Source organism: Cryptosporangium sp. NPDC048952 (assembly GCF_043197895.1).
Lineage (GTDB): Bacteria > Actinomycetota > Actinomycetes > Mycobacteriales > Cryptosporangiaceae > Cryptosporangium.
In genome coordinates this window covers 234,493-248,524 of the sequence record NZ_JBICTY010000002.1, presented here as the reverse complement: position 1 = coordinate 248,524, position 14,032 = coordinate 234,493, and the positions used below count along the sequence as shown (strand labels likewise).

At 71.7% G+C, this 14,032-nt stretch carries 15 protein-coding genes; 9 read left to right on the top strand and 6 right to left on the bottom strand.

The window, feature by feature from the left end:
• Position 1 precedes the first annotated feature (1 nt).
• The 5 genes from ACGFY5_RS09300 to ACGFY5_RS09280 all read left to right on the top strand — a co-directional run bounded on the left by ACGFY5_RS09300 (position 2) and on the right by ACGFY5_RS09280 (position 4,618).
• A complete protein-coding gene (locus tag ACGFY5_RS09300) occupies positions 2–652 on the top strand; it encodes a hypothetical protein (protein WP_392719095.1) in 651 nt (216 codons plus the stop codon).
• Entirely contained in the window at positions 649–960 is a 312-nt protein-coding gene (locus ACGFY5_RS09295) for a hypothetical protein (RefSeq protein WP_392719094.1), read from the top strand. Before ACGFY5_RS09300 ends, ACGFY5_RS09295 begins: the two co-directional genes overlap by 4 nt.
• A complete protein-coding gene (locus ACGFY5_RS09290; RefSeq protein ID WP_392719093.1) occupies positions 957–1,754 on the top strand; it encodes a hypothetical protein in 798 nt (265 codons plus the stop codon). The genes ACGFY5_RS09295 and ACGFY5_RS09290 overlap by 4 nt, the downstream gene beginning before the upstream one ends.
• On the top strand, positions 1,751–2,923 hold the full coding sequence (locus tag ACGFY5_RS09285) for an OmpA family protein (RefSeq protein ID WP_392719091.1): 1,173 nt from the start codon (positions 1,751–1,753) through the stop codon (positions 2,921–2,923). The genes ACGFY5_RS09290 and ACGFY5_RS09285 overlap by 4 nt, the downstream gene beginning before the upstream one ends.
• A gap of 129 nt (positions 2,924–3,052) precedes the next feature.
• Positions 3,053–4,618, top strand: a complete 1,566-nt coding sequence (locus ACGFY5_RS09280; RefSeq protein ID WP_392719090.1) for a cellulose binding domain-containing protein — start codon at positions 3,053–3,055, stop codon at positions 4,616–4,618.
• Here the strand turns inward: ACGFY5_RS09280 and ACGFY5_RS09275 are convergent.
• Entirely contained in the window at positions 4,608–5,591 is a 984-nt protein-coding gene (locus ACGFY5_RS09275; RefSeq protein WP_392719088.1) for an LLM class flavin-dependent oxidoreductase, read from the bottom strand. The two genes, ACGFY5_RS09280 and ACGFY5_RS09275, sit on opposite strands and share 11 nt — an antisense overlap.
• Positions 5,592–5,610: 19 nt before the next feature.
• Positions 5,611–6,471, bottom strand: a complete 861-nt coding sequence (locus ACGFY5_RS09270; protein WP_392719087.1) for a mycofactocin-coupled SDR family oxidoreductase — start codon at positions 6,469–6,471, stop codon at positions 5,611–5,613.
• Positions 6,472–6,541: 70 nt separating this feature from the next.
• Here ACGFY5_RS09270 and ACGFY5_RS09265 point away from each other — a divergent pair, with 70 nt between their 5' ends.
• Positions 6,542–7,087 (top strand): TetR/AcrR family transcriptional regulator, encoded by a 546-nt coding sequence (locus ACGFY5_RS09265; protein ID WP_392719086.1) that lies wholly within the window; start codon positions 6,542–6,544, stop codon positions 7,085–7,087.
• Between the two features lie 41 nt (positions 7,088–7,128).
• Here ACGFY5_RS09265 and ACGFY5_RS09260 read toward each other — a convergent pair whose 3' ends face one another.
• Genes ACGFY5_RS09260 through ACGFY5_RS09245 form a run of 4 tightly spaced genes read right to left on the bottom strand, consistent with a single transcriptional unit; the run spans position 7,129 to position 10,760 of the window.
• Complete coding sequence (locus ACGFY5_RS09260) at positions 7,129–8,151, bottom strand: ABC transporter substrate-binding protein (protein WP_392719085.1); 1,023 nt, start codon at positions 8,149–8,151, stop codon at positions 7,129–7,131.
• 22 nt (positions 8,152–8,173) lie between these two features.
• Positions 8,174–8,998 (bottom strand): ABC transporter permease, encoded by an 825-nt coding sequence (locus ACGFY5_RS09255; protein ID WP_392719084.1) that lies wholly within the window; start codon positions 8,996–8,998, stop codon positions 8,174–8,176.
• Positions 8,995–9,864 (bottom strand): ABC transporter ATP-binding protein, encoded by an 870-nt coding sequence (locus ACGFY5_RS09250; RefSeq protein WP_392719083.1) that lies wholly within the window; start codon positions 9,862–9,864, stop codon positions 8,995–8,997. The genes ACGFY5_RS09255 and ACGFY5_RS09250 overlap by 4 nt, the downstream gene beginning before the upstream one ends.
• Positions 9,861–10,760 carry a DUF6282 family protein gene (locus tag ACGFY5_RS09245; protein WP_392719082.1) on the bottom strand — a complete coding sequence of 300 codons (900 nt, stop codon included), beginning with the start codon at positions 10,758–10,760 and terminating at the stop codon, positions 9,861–9,863. The genes ACGFY5_RS09250 and ACGFY5_RS09245 overlap by 4 nt, the downstream gene beginning before the upstream one ends.
• Before the next feature lie 120 nt (positions 10,761–10,880).
• Between ACGFY5_RS09245 and ACGFY5_RS09240 the strand changes: the two genes are divergently transcribed.
• From ACGFY5_RS09240 to ACGFY5_RS09230, 3 genes are read left to right on the top strand one after another with little or no spacing between them, the layout of a single operon-like run.
• Positions 10,881–11,534, top strand: a complete 654-nt coding sequence (locus tag ACGFY5_RS09240; protein WP_392719081.1) for a response regulator transcription factor — start codon at positions 10,881–10,883, stop codon at positions 11,532–11,534.
• Positions 11,535–11,537: 3 nt separating this feature from the next.
• Entirely contained in the window at positions 11,538–12,899 is a 1,362-nt protein-coding gene (locus ACGFY5_RS09235) for a sensor histidine kinase (RefSeq protein ID WP_392719079.1), read from the top strand.
• On the top strand, positions 12,896–13,837 hold the full coding sequence (locus ACGFY5_RS09230; RefSeq protein WP_392719078.1) for a TAXI family TRAP transporter solute-binding subunit: 942 nt from the start codon (positions 12,896–12,898) through the stop codon (positions 13,835–13,837). The genes ACGFY5_RS09235 and ACGFY5_RS09230 overlap by 4 nt, the downstream gene beginning before the upstream one ends.
• Positions 13,838–14,032: the final 195 nt, after the last annotated feature.

Here is a 14,032-nt window from a genome sequence, read left to right as displayed (position 1 = left end):
CGTGACTGCCGACGGACGAGTGGGGACGACGATGCGGTACTGGGCGTGGACCCGGGCGATCGACATGTGGAACGGCTGGCGCGACGGCTTGCACGGCCTGCCCGGCGACACGTCGACCGGAACGCCCACCAGCGAAGCGCTCGTGTCGCGGTGCGAACACCGGATCGCGACCGAGGAAGCGCTCGCGGCGCCCGTGTTCAGCACCCACCGGGCAGCCGTGACCTCGCTCACGGAGCAGTACGACCACGCCGCACAGCGGGCGGCGACCGCCCGCATCGTGCTCGCGGAGCTGCCGGCGATCACCGAGGCGGAGCTCGTCACCCGGCGGATCGCCGAGGCCGAGCTTCCCGAGTCGCTGATCCGTCAGCGCCGCCGCAGGGAGCACGAGAAGCGCCGCGCGACCCTGCAGGCCCAGGCCGACGAGCTCGACGCGATGGCGCAGCAGCTACTCGCCGACCTGCGTCGCGCCGAAGCGGCGCTGGCCGGGCTGGTTGCGGCGCAGGACGCACGGGTGCACCGGTTGCGGGCGCACAGCCGTCGACGGCTGGACACCTACTGGAACCAGCTGGTCCGCCGGCATCCCGACGGGGTGCGGCTCAACCGACGGCTGGCGCCGGAAACCCCCGAGCTGCCCGAGTGGGTGGCGGCATGAAGTGGCGACGACGCAAACCGACACCACCGGTCGGTACACCGTTCCAGCCCGCGGTGAGCGACGAGGCGACCGACTACGCCTGGGTCGTCGAGCAGGTCGCGCGGATCGCGCCGAAGGCCGTCGACGAGGGCACCGGTTCCGTCCTCGACGCGCTGATCGACCACCGCACCAAGGAGCGGTGCGAGCAGATCGAGCGCAAGTACGCGCAGTACGTGGCTACGCTCCCCACCGCGAACCTCGACGCCCACGCACACGCGGCTGAGCACGCCGCGCTGGCCGACCTGTACGCCACGGAGAACCCCGCATGAGCGCGCCCACGCTGACACTGGTGTCCGAGCCGACCGCGGAGCGGCCGGCCCAGCAGAGCCGGTGGCACCAGGCCGTGTACTGGATTGGGTTGCTGCTCGCGGCCGGTGCCGACATCGGCGGCTTCTACGGTGTCGTCGCGCTGGCCCTCGGCAGCATCTCGCTGCCGTTCGGCGATGCGATCGTGTTCCTCATCGTCATCGGGCTGACCGCGGTGGTGCTGATCCTGGCGCACGCCCTCGGCACGCTCCTGAAGGCCGCCTGGCTCGGTCGCCCCGCGGCCGGCCGGTGGCCCGTCGTGACGCTGCTCGTCGTCTGGCTGGCGATCGGGGTCATCACGTTCGTCATCCGGCTCTACGACCCGCTCGCCGCGTCGGACACGATCGTGCTCGACGGCGCGGCCGCACCGGCCGCCTCGCCGTGGAACCTCGAGCACCTGCCGATGGGGCTCCTGTTCTTCGGCCTGTACCTGGGTAGCGGCGTCGCGACGGCGTGGGTGGCCTACCTGCACCACGGCCTGCCCCGGCGCGCACCGGGAGCCGTCCGTCGCGGGCTCGCCCGGCGGGCGTCGGCCAAGCGGGTCGCCGACGCGGCCCGGTTCCGGGAGGTCGCGCGGCGGATCAGCGAGTCCGAGGGGCGTCTGCTGCAGGCCGCCGCGGAGACCCGCGACCGGTACGTCGACGCGCAGGTCCAGCGCGGTGAGCAGCTCAAGCAGTACGCCCGCCTGCTCATCGCCCAGCACGGCGAGGACCCGGCCCTCACCCAGGCCCTCTTTCAGCCGAAGGAACAGTCATGAAGCTCGTCCCCGGTGCGCTCGTGCTGACGCTGGCGCTCGCCGCGTGCAGTGGCCCGGCCACCACCACCGGCGCGGCTCCGCAGCAGGCGGCAGCCACGACGTCGTTCACCTGTGATGCGGGCGCCGGCAGCCTCGCGATCCTGGTCGGCGGCCGGGCGAACAGCGCCAAGCCATCGCTGCCGGCGCTGGCCCAGGCCCTCCTGGTCACGGCGTCCGCGGCTCGGTCGACGATCTCGCTCTACCGGGTCGACGGCGCACCGACCCGGGCCTGGACCGGGCACTTCGACCAGGAAGCGCCGACGAAGACCGCGCTCCAGCAGCGCGCCGAGAAGTACGCGGCCGACGTCACGGTGGCGTTCGCGCAGGTCACCGCCAAGACGGCGGAGGCGGACCCGCTGACCGCGCTGTCGCTGGCCGCGCGGGACACCGCCGCCGGCGGCACGATCGTGATGGTGGACTCCGGGCTCCAGACGGTGGCGCCGCTGGACTTCGCGAGCGGCGACCTCCTGGCGGCCTCCCCGGCCGAGGTCGTGGCCTCCTTGAAGGCGCGGCAGCTCCTCCCCGACCTCACCGGCCGGACCGTGGTGTTCGCCGGGCTCGGTGACACCGCCGCGCCGCAGGCCACCCTCGACAACGCCTACCGCGCGAACGTCGTCGCGCTGTGGACGGCGATCGCCGAAGCGGGCGGCGCCTGCGTCGACGTGGACCAGCACCCGCTGCAGGGACAGCCCGCCGCCGGGCTGCCCGCGGTCACGCCGGTGAAGGTTCCGGCCGCGCCGACCGTCGAGGCCTGCGGTGTCACCGTCCTGCCCGACAGCAGCCGGGTCGGCTTCACGCCGGACACCGCTCGGTTCCGTGACCCGGCGGGGGCCCGGGAGGCGCTCGGAGCACTCGCCACCGCCGCGAAGCGCCCGGGGACGCGGACGACACTGGAGGGCACGACCGCGACGGCCGGCGACTCGGCGTCGCAACTGACGCTCTCGACGAAACGCGCGGAGGCGGTGCGTGCCGAGTTGGTCGCGCTCGGCGTCCCGGCCGACAGCATCACGGCGCGGGGCGTCGGCTCCACGTCGACGTACCACGTCAAGGATCTCGACAGCAGCGGGAACCTGGTGCCGGCGCTCGCGGTGAAGAACCGCACGGTGGTCGCGACGCTCAGCTGCGGGTGATTCGTGAATTGCATTCACTCACCTAAGTAGGCCTTAAACCAGTCAGATCAGTACTTTGATCGCGGATCGGGGTGAACATCCGGGGCTTAGCGTCGCGGTAGTTGCCGGCTGACCCTAGGAGGCGCGATCGTGCCGTCCGTCCCCGCGCGTGAGCAGCGCCCCTCCGGATTCCGTGGTGGCCACCGGCTGCGACGGTCGCGTCGGCCGATCAAGCGCCTCGGCGCCGCGGGCGTGCTCGCGACCGTCGCCGCGGTGACCGTCGCGACGCTCACCGCCGGGCAGGCCCAGGCCGCCGGGTTCTCGGTGAACTACGTCCAGACGGCACGCTGGGACAGCGGGTACACCGGCACGTACACGCTCACGAACACCAGCGCGGAGTCCGTCGACGGCTGGTCGTTGGCGTTCACCCTGCCGGCGGGGGCACGGATCACGAGCCTGTGGAACGGTCGCGCGGACGTCGCCGGGACGAAGGTGACGGTGCACAACGAGGACTGGAACGCGGAGCTCGCCCCGCGGCAGTCGGTGGTGGTGGGGTTCGTGGCCGATGCTGCCGGGAGTTCGCAGAAGGCGCCGGACGGGTGCACGATCAATGGTGTGAACTGCGCGGATACGACTCCGGCGCCGACCGAGTCAGCGGTCTCGAAAGCGCCGAAGCCGACACCCACTCGCCCGTTGGCGACAGGCACGCCGGATGAGAGCGCCGAAAGCGCCACACCGAAAGAGACCGCCACCCCGTCCGAGAGCGCCACGCGCGGCGGCAACGCCGCACCCGTGCCCTCGGAGCGGGCGTCCCTCGACGGCACCGAGTTCGCCCCCTACGTCGACGTGCTCCTCAACCCGCCCTACGACCTCGCCGCCAACGCCGAGCAGACCGGCGTGAAGCAGTACACGCTCGCGTTCGTCGTCGGCGCCGGCGGCTGCACCCCCACCTGGGGCGGGGTGCTCCCGGTCGAGGACCCCGGCATCACCGAGCGGGTCGACGAACTTCGCGCCGCCGGCGGTGACGTCCGTATCTCGTTCGGCGGCGCCAACGGCACCGAACTCGCGACCGTCTGCGACAGCCCCGAGTCCCTCGCCGCCGCCTACCAGCGCGCGATCGACGCCTACGACGCGACACGCGTCGACTTCGACGTCGAGGGATCCGCACTGTCGGACAAGGCGGCCAACCGGCGACGGACGGAGGCGATCCAGATCCTGCGCCGCGACAACGCGTCCCTGGACGTGTCGATCACGCTCCCCGCGCTCCCCCAGGGCCTCACCCAGGGCGGCGTCGACCTGCTCGCCGACGCCCGCGACGCCGGGTCTGCGTTCGACGCGGTGAACCTCATGGCGATGGACTACGGCGACGCCGCGGCGCCGGACCCCGACGGTCAGATGGGTCGCTTCGCGATCGACGCGGTCACCGCCGCGCACGCGCAGGTCAAAGGCGTGTTCGACCTCTCCGACGAGGAGGCGTGGGGGCTGCTCGCGCTCACGCCGATGATCGGGGTGAACGACGTCGCCAGCGAGGTGTTCACCGTCGAGGACGCTCGCGCGGTGGGTGCGTTCGCGCGGGAGAAGGGGCTCGCGTGGTACGCGATGTGGTCGGCGACGCGGGATGCTCCGTGCCCCGGCGGGCCGAAGGCCACCGCTGACGCCAGCTGTTCGAGCGTCGATCAGGAGCCCTTCGACTTCACCTGGGCCTTCACCGGATAGCCGGAAGGACCTCGTCCGCGAGGCGCGCGATGCAGTCCAGCGTGCGTCCGCGGTCGCCGGTGGCCTCCACCGCGAGCAGCAGCCGCCCGGCGCCCGTGATCTCGGTGGAATTCCGCAGCCGCTCGATGCACAGGTCGGCGTCCCCGACCGGGTGCAGGTCGAGAAGCCGGTCCGCGTACGCGTTCAGGTCGCGGTGGGTGCTGTCACTACCGTCGATCCGGACGTACTCCGCGGTCCGTCCGAGCCAGGCGAGCAGTGGGCCGCGCACGGCGTCACGGGCCTGTTCGACGGTGTCGGCGACGTACGCGAGGTGCGCGACGGCGGGAGGCGGCACCGTACCGCCGGTCGACTCCGCATACCGGTCGAGCAGTACCCGGTGTTCCTGCGGTGCGGCGTGCATACCGAGCAGCAGCGGCAGGCCGCGTGCGGCCGCGAGGTCGGCCGAGGCTCTGGACGTCGCCGCGACCCTGATGCGGGGCGGCGTTCGTGGCCGGGGCACGACGGTGACCGGCCGGAACCGGTGGTGCTGACCGTCGGCGCCCACCGTTCGAGCGCCCGAGAGCCACTCCAGGAGGACGTCGAGCGACTCCCCGAACCCGTCGGCGTACCGGGCCAGCCCGGTGCCGAGCACCTCCAGGTCCACCCACGGCCCGCCCCGCCCGACACCGAGTTCGAACCGGTCGCCGGCCACAGCGGCCAGCAGCGCGGTCTCCTCCGCGAGCGCGACCGGGTGCCGCGCCGGGAGGATCGCCGCCGCCGTGCCGACCGTGATCCGCCGGGTGCGCCCGAGCACGTACGACGCCAGCGCGACCGCGGACGGGCACGCGCCGTACGTCAGGAAATGGTGTTCGGCGAGCCAGACGCCGTCGAACCCGGCGTCCTCCGCGGCGACCGCGTAATCGACGGTGTTCCGCAGCGCCCGCCCGTGGTCGTCGCCATCGTGAACACCGGCGAGCAGGAACAGATCGATCACCTGGACATGAATACCATGTTCAGCTAGGCGCGCCGGAGTTCGACACGGGCAGCAGCGCACCGGCGTCGATCTTGAGCTGCTGACCGGTCACGTACCGGGCTGCGTCCGACGCCAGGTACAGCACCGCCTCGCTGATGTCGACCGGGTCGAGCGTCGCCACCGGCAGCTTGTGCATCGACGCGAACGCCGGCTCGGCGTCCTCGTACGTCGGCTTCTCGAGGTCGGGGCGGAAGACCTTGTACATCATGTCGTTGAGCAGCATCGGCGTCGCGATGTTGCCGGGGTGCACCGCGTTGACCCGGATGTTCTGGGGCGCAAGCGTGCCGGCCAGGTCGTGCACGAGCCGCGCGACGGCCCTCTTCGCGTGCGAGTACCCGGCGCCACCGGCGCCCGCGCTGTCGACCGAGCCGGGCATGAACGCGGCCATCGAGCCGGTGACGACGATCGACGCACCGGACTCGAGGTGCCCGAACGCCGCCTCGAGCGTGTTGATCACGCCGACCAAGTTGGTTGAGACAGTGTCGAACCACGCGACGGTCGGCACGTCCGGCGTCGTCGGGGCGATGCCCGCGTTCGCAACGACGACGTCGAGGTGGCCGAGTTCGGCGACACCCTCGGCGAGGGCGGCGGCGAGCGGCGCCCGGTCCCGCACGTCGACGACCCGGGTCACGATCCGGCGGTCGAGCGCCTCGACGAGCCGCGCGGTCTCCGCGAGGTCCGCGGCAGTGGCCATCGCGTACGGCACCGACTCGATCTGCGCGGCGATGTCGATCGCGATGATGTCGGCGCCCTCCTGCGCTAACCGCACCGCGTGGCTACGCCCCTGTCCGCGGGCCGCACCCGTGACGAAGGCGACCTTGCCTTCCATTCTCCCGGCCATGTGCTTTCTCCTTCCGACCATTCTGGTCGAAAAAACTACCGCACTGGTTGGGTCTCCGTAAGATGCAGGAGTGGCGAAAGTTTTCCGGCAGCAGATCGACGAAGGCATCCTCGAGCGCGCGGCGACGCTGTTCGCCCGGTACGGCATCTCGCAGACGTCGGTGCAGTCCGTCGCCGACGCGGTCGGCATGTCCAAGGCCGGCCTACTGCACTACTTCCCGACGAAAGACGCACTGCACGACGCGGTCGTCGCCCGGAGCGAGGCGCTGGCCCGCGAGGTGCTCGCGGAGGTGGCCGGGCAGTCGCACGGACCGGCCCGCGACCGGCGGGCGATCGAGGCGCTCGTCGACCAGGCGATCGCGCGGCCCGGGATGGTGGCGTACCTGGTCAGCTCCGCCGGCACGGACCCCGATTCGGGCGCCGACCGCATCAACGCCGCGGTGTTCGAGGCGTTCGGTGTCGACGGCGACCCCGAACGAACGGTCCGCGTCCTGGGCGCACTGGGCGCCCTCTCCATGACCGTCCTAGCCGCCCACCGCGCCGGCAAGGCCCTTCCCTGGCGCGCCCACGTACTAGCCACCAGCGTCGACGCCCTGGGCCACCACACACCCGATTGACCACCCCCTGACCACCAAATGTCCGGGGCGCCGGTGTGCACCTACGCGCCCAGGTCAGGTACGAGCGTCGTGAAGTCCGGGGCCGACTTCACCAAGCCCGTCTCCTCGTGGAAAGCGACCGACTTGTCGTACGCCGCCTCGTCCGGCGCCGGACTCTGCGGAATCTCCGCCTGGAGCACCGGCACCAGCGCCTCGACGGCCTTCACGTTCATCGTGGTCTGGTACTTTTGCAGCAGGTCCCGCACCTGCTCCGGGTTGCCGTGAATGAACTTCTCGGCCTTTGCGATGGCCCGGTAGAACGCCTGGACGGCCTTGCCCTTGCGGTCGATGACGTTCTGGGTGGTGAACAGCGCGCCGTGCATCGTGCCCCGGAGGGCCGGCACGTCACCGCGCGGCGGTGAGATGAGGATCCGCCCGATGCCGTTCGCCGCGGCCTGCTGGCCGACCGGCTGGAAGAACGACAGCGCGTCGACCCGCCCCGTCTTCAGCGCCCCGAGCGCCGCGGACACGTCCGAGCCGAGGTTCACCATCGTGATGTCCTTCTCGGTGTCCAGCTTCTGCTGCTCCAGCAGGTAGTTGAGCAGCGCCTCCGTGCCGCTGCCCGGGCCGGTGATCCCGATGGTCGTGCCCTTCAGCGCTTGGACGCGTTGCGCCAGCGGCGCTGCGTCCACAGTGGTCGGGATCTTCGGGCCCGCGATGATGTCGATGTAGTACTCGTTGGTGAGCGTGCCGATCACACGGGCCTTGTCGTTGACGCGGTAGAGGTTGAACGCGTCGGTCATGACGCCGGCCGCGATGTCGATGCTGCCGGACTGGAGCGCGGCGGCCGACTTGGCGCCCGTGCCCAGGCGCGGTCGTTCGCCGAGCGTGAGGCCCTCTTCGCGGAAGTAACCTTGAGTTTCCGCGACGAACAGCGGGAAGAACGCGGCGGAATTGCTCGTCTGACCGACGTTGAGCGTCATCGCGTCGGCTCCCGTCGCGGGCGACGAGTCGTCCTTCGCGCAGCCGGCGGCCAGCAGCGCCACCAGGGCCACCACCGCCATCACGAAACGATACGTACGCATGGGTCTCCTTTGACCGAACGAGTCAGAGCGGCTTCCACCGGTTGGCCCGGCGGCCGAGCAGGTTCACGAGCGCGTTGAGCAGCGCCGCGATCACGCTGAGGACGACGAGCGTCGCGAAGACGCCGTCGGTGTCGAAGTTCGCCGAGGAGTCGCTGATCAGGTAGCCGAGGCCGCGGTTGGACGCGACGAGCTCCCCGATCACGGCGCCGATCAGCGCGTACGGGATCGAGACGCGCAGGCCGGTGAGCAGGCCGGTCATCGAGGCCGGCAAGACGACTTTCCAGGCCACGACCCAGCGACCGGCGCCCATCAGGCGCACCGCGTCGATGAGTCCGGCGTCGACCTCGTGCACGCCGGCTGCGGTGTTGAGGAACACCAGGAAGAACACGGTGACGGCGGCCAGCAGCACCTTCATGTCGGTGCCGATGCCGAACCAGACGATGAACAGCGGCGCGAGCGCCACCTTCGGGATCGAGTAGAGCGCCATGACGAACGGGTCGAGGATGTCCCAGACCACCCGGATCGGCGCGATCAGGTACGCCAGCAGCGCGCCCGCGCCGGCGCCGAGCAGGAAGCCGAGCACGATTTCCTGCAGCGTGATCCACGTGTTCGACCACAGGGTGCCGTCCTGCGTCCACTCCTGCAGGCGTTCGACGATCCCGGCCGGCGAGCTCACGAACTGCGGGTCCAGCACCGGGCCGGAAAGCAACTGCCACAGCACCAGTACGACGACGAGCAGCGCGACGCGCCAGCCCCACACGATCGCCGCCCGCACCCGCCGGCGCCGAGCGCCCGCCCCGGTCCGCACCCGGAGCGGCCCGGCGCTCTCCACGACACCGGCGCTCATGAGCGAGACCCATCCGCCGCAGGAAACGCGCCGGCCGACGCCGCGCCCGCGCCGCCCGAAGCGCCGCTCGGAGCGCCGTCCGCGCCGCTCGGAGCGCCGTCCGCGCTGGTCGAAGCGCCGCGTAAGGCGTCAGCCAATTGTTTGTGCAGTTCGACGAAGCGAGGCTGCAGCCGAATCTCCTCCGGATCGCGCGGACGGGCCAGATCGACCCCGAGATCGAGCACGATCCGACCGATCGGCCCGAGCACGACGACGCGGTCGGCAAGCAACAGAGCCTCCTCGATGTCGTGCGTGACGAACACGACCGTGCGGCCGCTCCCCTGCCAGAGCCGCAGCAACTCGCCCTGCAGCTCGGTGCGCAGCTGCGCGTCCAGGGCGCCGAACGGCTCGTCCATCAGCAGCGTCTCGGGCTCGCCGCAGAGCATCCGCGCGAGGCTCGCGCGCCGCCGCATGCCACCGGACAGCTCACGCGGGTAGTGCTTCTCGAACCCGCTGAGCCCGACCCGCTCGATGAGGTCCAGAGCAGCCGCTCGCCGGGTCGACCGGTCCTCGTGCCGCAGCTCGCGGGGCATCTCGACGTTGCGGGTGACGTCACGCCACGGCATCAGAGTGTCGTGCTGGGTCAGGTACCCCACCTCGGTCCGCGGCCCGGACACCGGCGTACCGCGGTACGAGATCGAACCGCCGTTCGGGGGGAGCAGCCCCGCCAACAGATTCAGCAGCGTCGATTTGCCGCACCCACTGCGCCCCAGCAACACCAGGAACTGCCCCGGCGGCACGTCCAGATCCACGTCCCGCAACGCGACGAGGTCCTCGTCACCCTTGGAGAAGTGCTTGGTGACGCCCCGCACCTCCCACGCGGTCATCGGACGAGCCGAATCGAGTTCGTCACGGCCATGACACGGACCTCGTCCGAGGTGAAGCCGTTGGCCAACAAGCCATCGGCGAGTAGCGCCAGACCGTCCTCCACCGGCGGGTTGAACGGCTGCCCCAGGTCGCTGGAGAGCACCGAGTGCTCCGGCCCCACGTCACGGATGTGCGAAAAGAACGTCTCCCAGGACACCTTGCCGGTGTGGGGCGTCGTGAAGCAGCGCTCCATCAGGGCGCCGCGTGCGGCCAGCCGCCGCTGCGACTCCACCGGGATGCGCTGGGACGTGAACTCGGGGTGCGTGACGACGATCCGGCGCACACCCGCATCGACGGCGGCGTCCACGGCAGCGATGATCTCGTCGCCGGACAAGTGTCCGGTCGCGAGCGCCATGTCGTGTTTCGCGACCAGCGACAGCACGTTCAGCAGCTCCGGAACGACCTTGCCGCGCGAGTCCACCACTGCGATTGCCGGAGCGAGAATGCCCTGGTCGGCGAGCTCCTGCTGCACCTGCGCCCACATCGGCGGGATCGCACCCTCCGGCGCTTGCGCCTGGCACGACCGCTGGTTCGCGCTGTCCACGGTGGGCAGCCACACGACCCGCGCGCCCTGCCGGCCGGCGATCTCGACGGCGACCGGATTGAGCCCCCCGACGGAGGCGTTGAGCGTGATCGCCCCGACCGTGTCGACCTCCCGTACGACACCGCGCACCACCTCCGCGCGTTCCGCGGTCGGCGCGTAGTGCGACTTCAACACCACACCCGCCATGCCGACGTCACGCAAGCGCCGGGCGAGCGTGACGTCGTCGATGCGCCGCTCCATGATGTCGGGCGCGACGTGGACGTGCGTGTCGTAGGCGCCGCGCACCAGTTCGCGGGCCAAGGGACTCGGCATTGGGCCTCCTCTGGCTGTGCAGGCCACACTCGCCGCCCGCCGCGCGCCCCGACAAGATGCCCGAACCGTTCCTTACAGTCCCTTAGGAAATAGCGGCCGGAGAGGGCCTACATTGCCGGGGTGCGCATCCTCCTGGTCGAAGACGACAACGGGGTGGCCGACGCGCTGTCGGACTCGCTGACCCAGCACGGGCACCGGCCGCTGCGCGTCGACCGCGGCGCCGACGCGCTCCTCGCCCACCACGACAGCGACCTCGCCCTGCTCGACCTGGGCCTGCCCGACATCGACGGCCTGGAGGTCCTGCGCAAGCTCCGGGCGGTCACCCCGCTGCCGGTGATCGTGCTGACCGCCCGCGGCGACGAGCGGTCGGTCGTGCGCGGGTTACGCCTCGGCGCCGACGACTACCTGGTGAAACCCGTCCGCCTCTTCGAACTGCTGGCCCGCATCGACGCGGTGGCACGACGTGCGGGGGCCGGGGTCCCGGTGTCGGGTCCCGTCGTCGTCGGCGATCTGGTGATCGATCTCGACGCTCGGCGCGTGACCGTCGGCGGCCGGGCGGTCGACCTCACGACCAAGGAGTTCGCGGTCCTGGCCGCCCTCGCCAAGCGACCCGGCGTCGCGGTGAGCCGGGAGCAGCTGATGGACGAGGTGTGGGGCGACGCGTATCTCGCGGTGTCGCGGTCGCTGGACGTGCACCTGACGCAGCTGCGCGCCAAGCTCGGCCGCGAGAACCTCACGACGATCCGCGGCTTCGGCTACCGGCTCGGGGACTGAGCGATGCGCACCCGGATCTTCGCGGTGCTGCTCGCGTTCGTCGTGCTCGCGACCGCCGGGTTCGCGGTGCCGCTGCTCAGCATCACCGCCCGCGAACGCACCCAGCAGCTGCTGCTCGCACGCGAGGCCGACCTCGACCACTTCGCCGCACTCCTCGACCAGGCCGTGACCAGCGGCGACCCGTCCGCGCTCGTCGCCGAGGTCACCCGCTACACGGCGGTCTACGGCGAACCGATCGTCGTCGTGACGTCCTGGCGCGCGCCGATGGTGGAGACCGGCGGCATGATCGCTGCCGACCCGGACGTCGCCGACGTGATCGAGGCGGCGCTGCGCAACCAGCCGACGCGCTGGGGCGGCACCGTGCATCCGTGGTCGCGCGAACCGGTGCTGCTGGCCCGGCCGGCCGGCGCCGCGACCCGGATCTCCGGCGCGGTCGTCCTGCGCATGCGGGTCACACCCGCGGCGGCGGAGATCGGTCGCAGCTGGACCGCGGTGCTCGGGGGCACCGGGCTGCTGGGCCTGGCGTGCGTCGGTGTGGCCGTCGCCGCGACCCGCTGGCTGGTGCGCCCGCTGCACCGCCTGGACCGCGCGGTGGGCCGGCTCACCGCCGGGTTGCCACCGGAACCGCCGCGCCTCGCCGGACCACCGGAACTCCGCCAGCTCACAGCCGGGTTCAACCGGATGACCGAGACCGTCACCGCGGCGCTGGAGCAGCAGCAACAGCTGGTCGCCGACACGTCGCACCAGATGCGCAACCCGATGACGGCCCTGCGCCTGCGGGTCGACGCGCTACACCCCCACTTGCCACCCGCCGCCGAACGTCCCTATGCGGGCGCGCTCACCGAGTTGGACCGGATCGAAAGCCTTCTCGACGATCTGCTGACGCTCGCCAGCGCTGAGCACCGGGCCGGGGAGCTGGCCGTCCACGGGGACGAGGACGTGTGGTGTGACGCGTTCGCGGTGGCGGAGGCGCAGGTGGCGCTGTGGGGGCCGGTCGCCGCTCGCGCCGGTGCGACGGTGTCCCACCGCGGTGGCCCGGGGTCCCTGCACTGCACCCCTGCCGAACTCGCTCAGGTGCTCGACGTAGTTCTCGAGAACGCGGTGAAGTACGGCGGGAACGGGGCGCACGTCGAGGTCACCACCGCGGACGGGCTTCTCGTCGTCGAAGACGACGGGCCGGGGTTGAGCGAGGCGCAGCTGGGGCAGGCACAGCAGCGGTTCTGGCGGGCGTCGCAGCACAGCGGGATGCCGGGGACGGGGTTGGGGCTGGCGATCGTCGAGCGGCTGGTGGCGGGGCGCGGTGGGGTGTTGACGCTGGAGTCCGCGCGGCCGCACGGGCTGGTCGTGCGGGTGGAGCTGCCGTGAAGCGCCGGGCGTTGCTGGCTGCGGCCGTCTGCGGGGTGCTGGGCGCGGATGCTCCGCCGGGTCCGGCCGCCACGGTGCGGACGTTGCGGATCGCCGCGGGTGAGCCGGCGGGGTCGTACCTGCCGTTCGTGCGGCTGCTCGCGCGTGAGCTGGAGGCTGCCGCGCCGGGGTTGCGGTGCACGGCCATTCCGACGGAGGGCAGTGTCGACAACCTGCGGAGGGTGGGTGCCGGGACGGCGGACGTCGGATTGAGTTTGGCGGACATCGCGGAGGCGTCGTTCCTGGGCACGGAGCCGTTCGCGCGGGCCACCCGGGTGTGTGCGCTGGGTCGGGTGTTCGAGAACTATCTGCAGCTGGCGGTGCGGGCCGATTCGTCGATCCGGACGGTGACGGAGTTGGCCGGGGCGACGGTGTCGGTGGGTGCCGGGGGGTCCGGCGGTGCGGTGCTCGGGGCGCGGTTGCTGGAGGGGGTCGGGTTGCGGGGGGTGCGGGTGTTGCGCCTGCCGATGCTTGCGGCTCGGGTAGGGATGCTCGGGGGGACGATCGACGCGATGCTGGTGTCGGGTGGGGTGCCGGTCACCGTGCTGGCGGAACTCGACACCGCGATCGGGATCCGGCTGCTGCCGCTCGGTGAGTACCGGTCGCTGCTGGGTCCGCCGGGGCAGACGGCGTACGAGTCGGTGCCGGTACCGCCCGGTGCCTACCACGGTGGGTCGGACGTGGACACGGTCGGCGTGGCGAACCTGCTGCTCTGCGCGCCGACGCTGCCGGCGTCGGTGGCGGCGCTGGTCACCGACGTGCTGGCCGAGCGCGCCGGTGCGCTGGTCCCGGCGCAGGCGGTGGGTACCCAGTTCCTCGACGTCCGGTCACTGATCAACACGGGCACCGTGCCGCTGCATCCGGGCGCGATTAGCGCTTACCGAGACCGCCACGGGTAAGCCCTAGCCGAACATTCCTCCGCGGCTCGGCCCTTCCACGCCCCGGCGCTGCGATGGCTCACGCTCGTCGCGCTGGCCCGACCCCAGCTCCCGGCCAGGCCGACTCGTGCTCTCGCTGGAGCCTGGTCGCGCCGATCTCTCATCGGAGGGGGCGGTTCTGTCCGACTTGCCGCCGGGCCTTACCGCGCCGTAATC

Excerpts from the sequence above, each read along its gene's own strand:
- ACGFY5_RS09270 (WP_392719087.1), bottom strand. The coding sequence starts at position 6,471 with ATGGCCGGGAGAATGGAAGGCAAGGTCGCCTTCGTCACGGGTGCGGCC.
- ACGFY5_RS09255 (WP_392719084.1), bottom strand. The coding sequence starts at position 8,998 with ATGAGCGCCGGTGTCGTGGAGAGCGCCGGGCCGCTCCGGGTGCGGACC.
- ACGFY5_RS09290 (WP_392719093.1), top strand. The coding sequence starts at position 957 with ATGAGCGCGCCCACGCTGACACTGGTGTCCGAGCCGACCGCGGAGCGG.
- ACGFY5_RS09250 (WP_392719083.1), bottom strand. The coding sequence starts at position 9,864 with ATGACCGCGTGGGAGGTGCGGGGCGTCACCAAGCACTTCTCCAAGGGT.
- ACGFY5_RS09260 (WP_392719085.1), bottom strand. The coding sequence starts at position 8,151 with ATGCGTACGTATCGTTTCGTGATGGCGGTGGTGGCCCTGGTGGCGCTG.
- ACGFY5_RS09285 (WP_392719091.1), top strand. The coding sequence starts at position 1,751 with ATGAAGCTCGTCCCCGGTGCGCTCGTGCTGACGCTGGCGCTCGCCGCG.
- ACGFY5_RS09235 (WP_392719079.1), top strand. The coding sequence starts at position 11,538 with ATGCGCACCCGGATCTTCGCGGTGCTGCTCGCGTTCGTCGTGCTCGCG.
- ACGFY5_RS09245 (WP_392719082.1), bottom strand. The coding sequence starts at position 10,760 with ATGCCGAGTCCCTTGGCCCGCGAACTGGTGCGCGGCGCCTACGACACG.
- ACGFY5_RS09295 (WP_392719094.1), top strand. The coding sequence starts at position 649 with ATGAAGTGGCGACGACGCAAACCGACACCACCGGTCGGTACACCGTTC.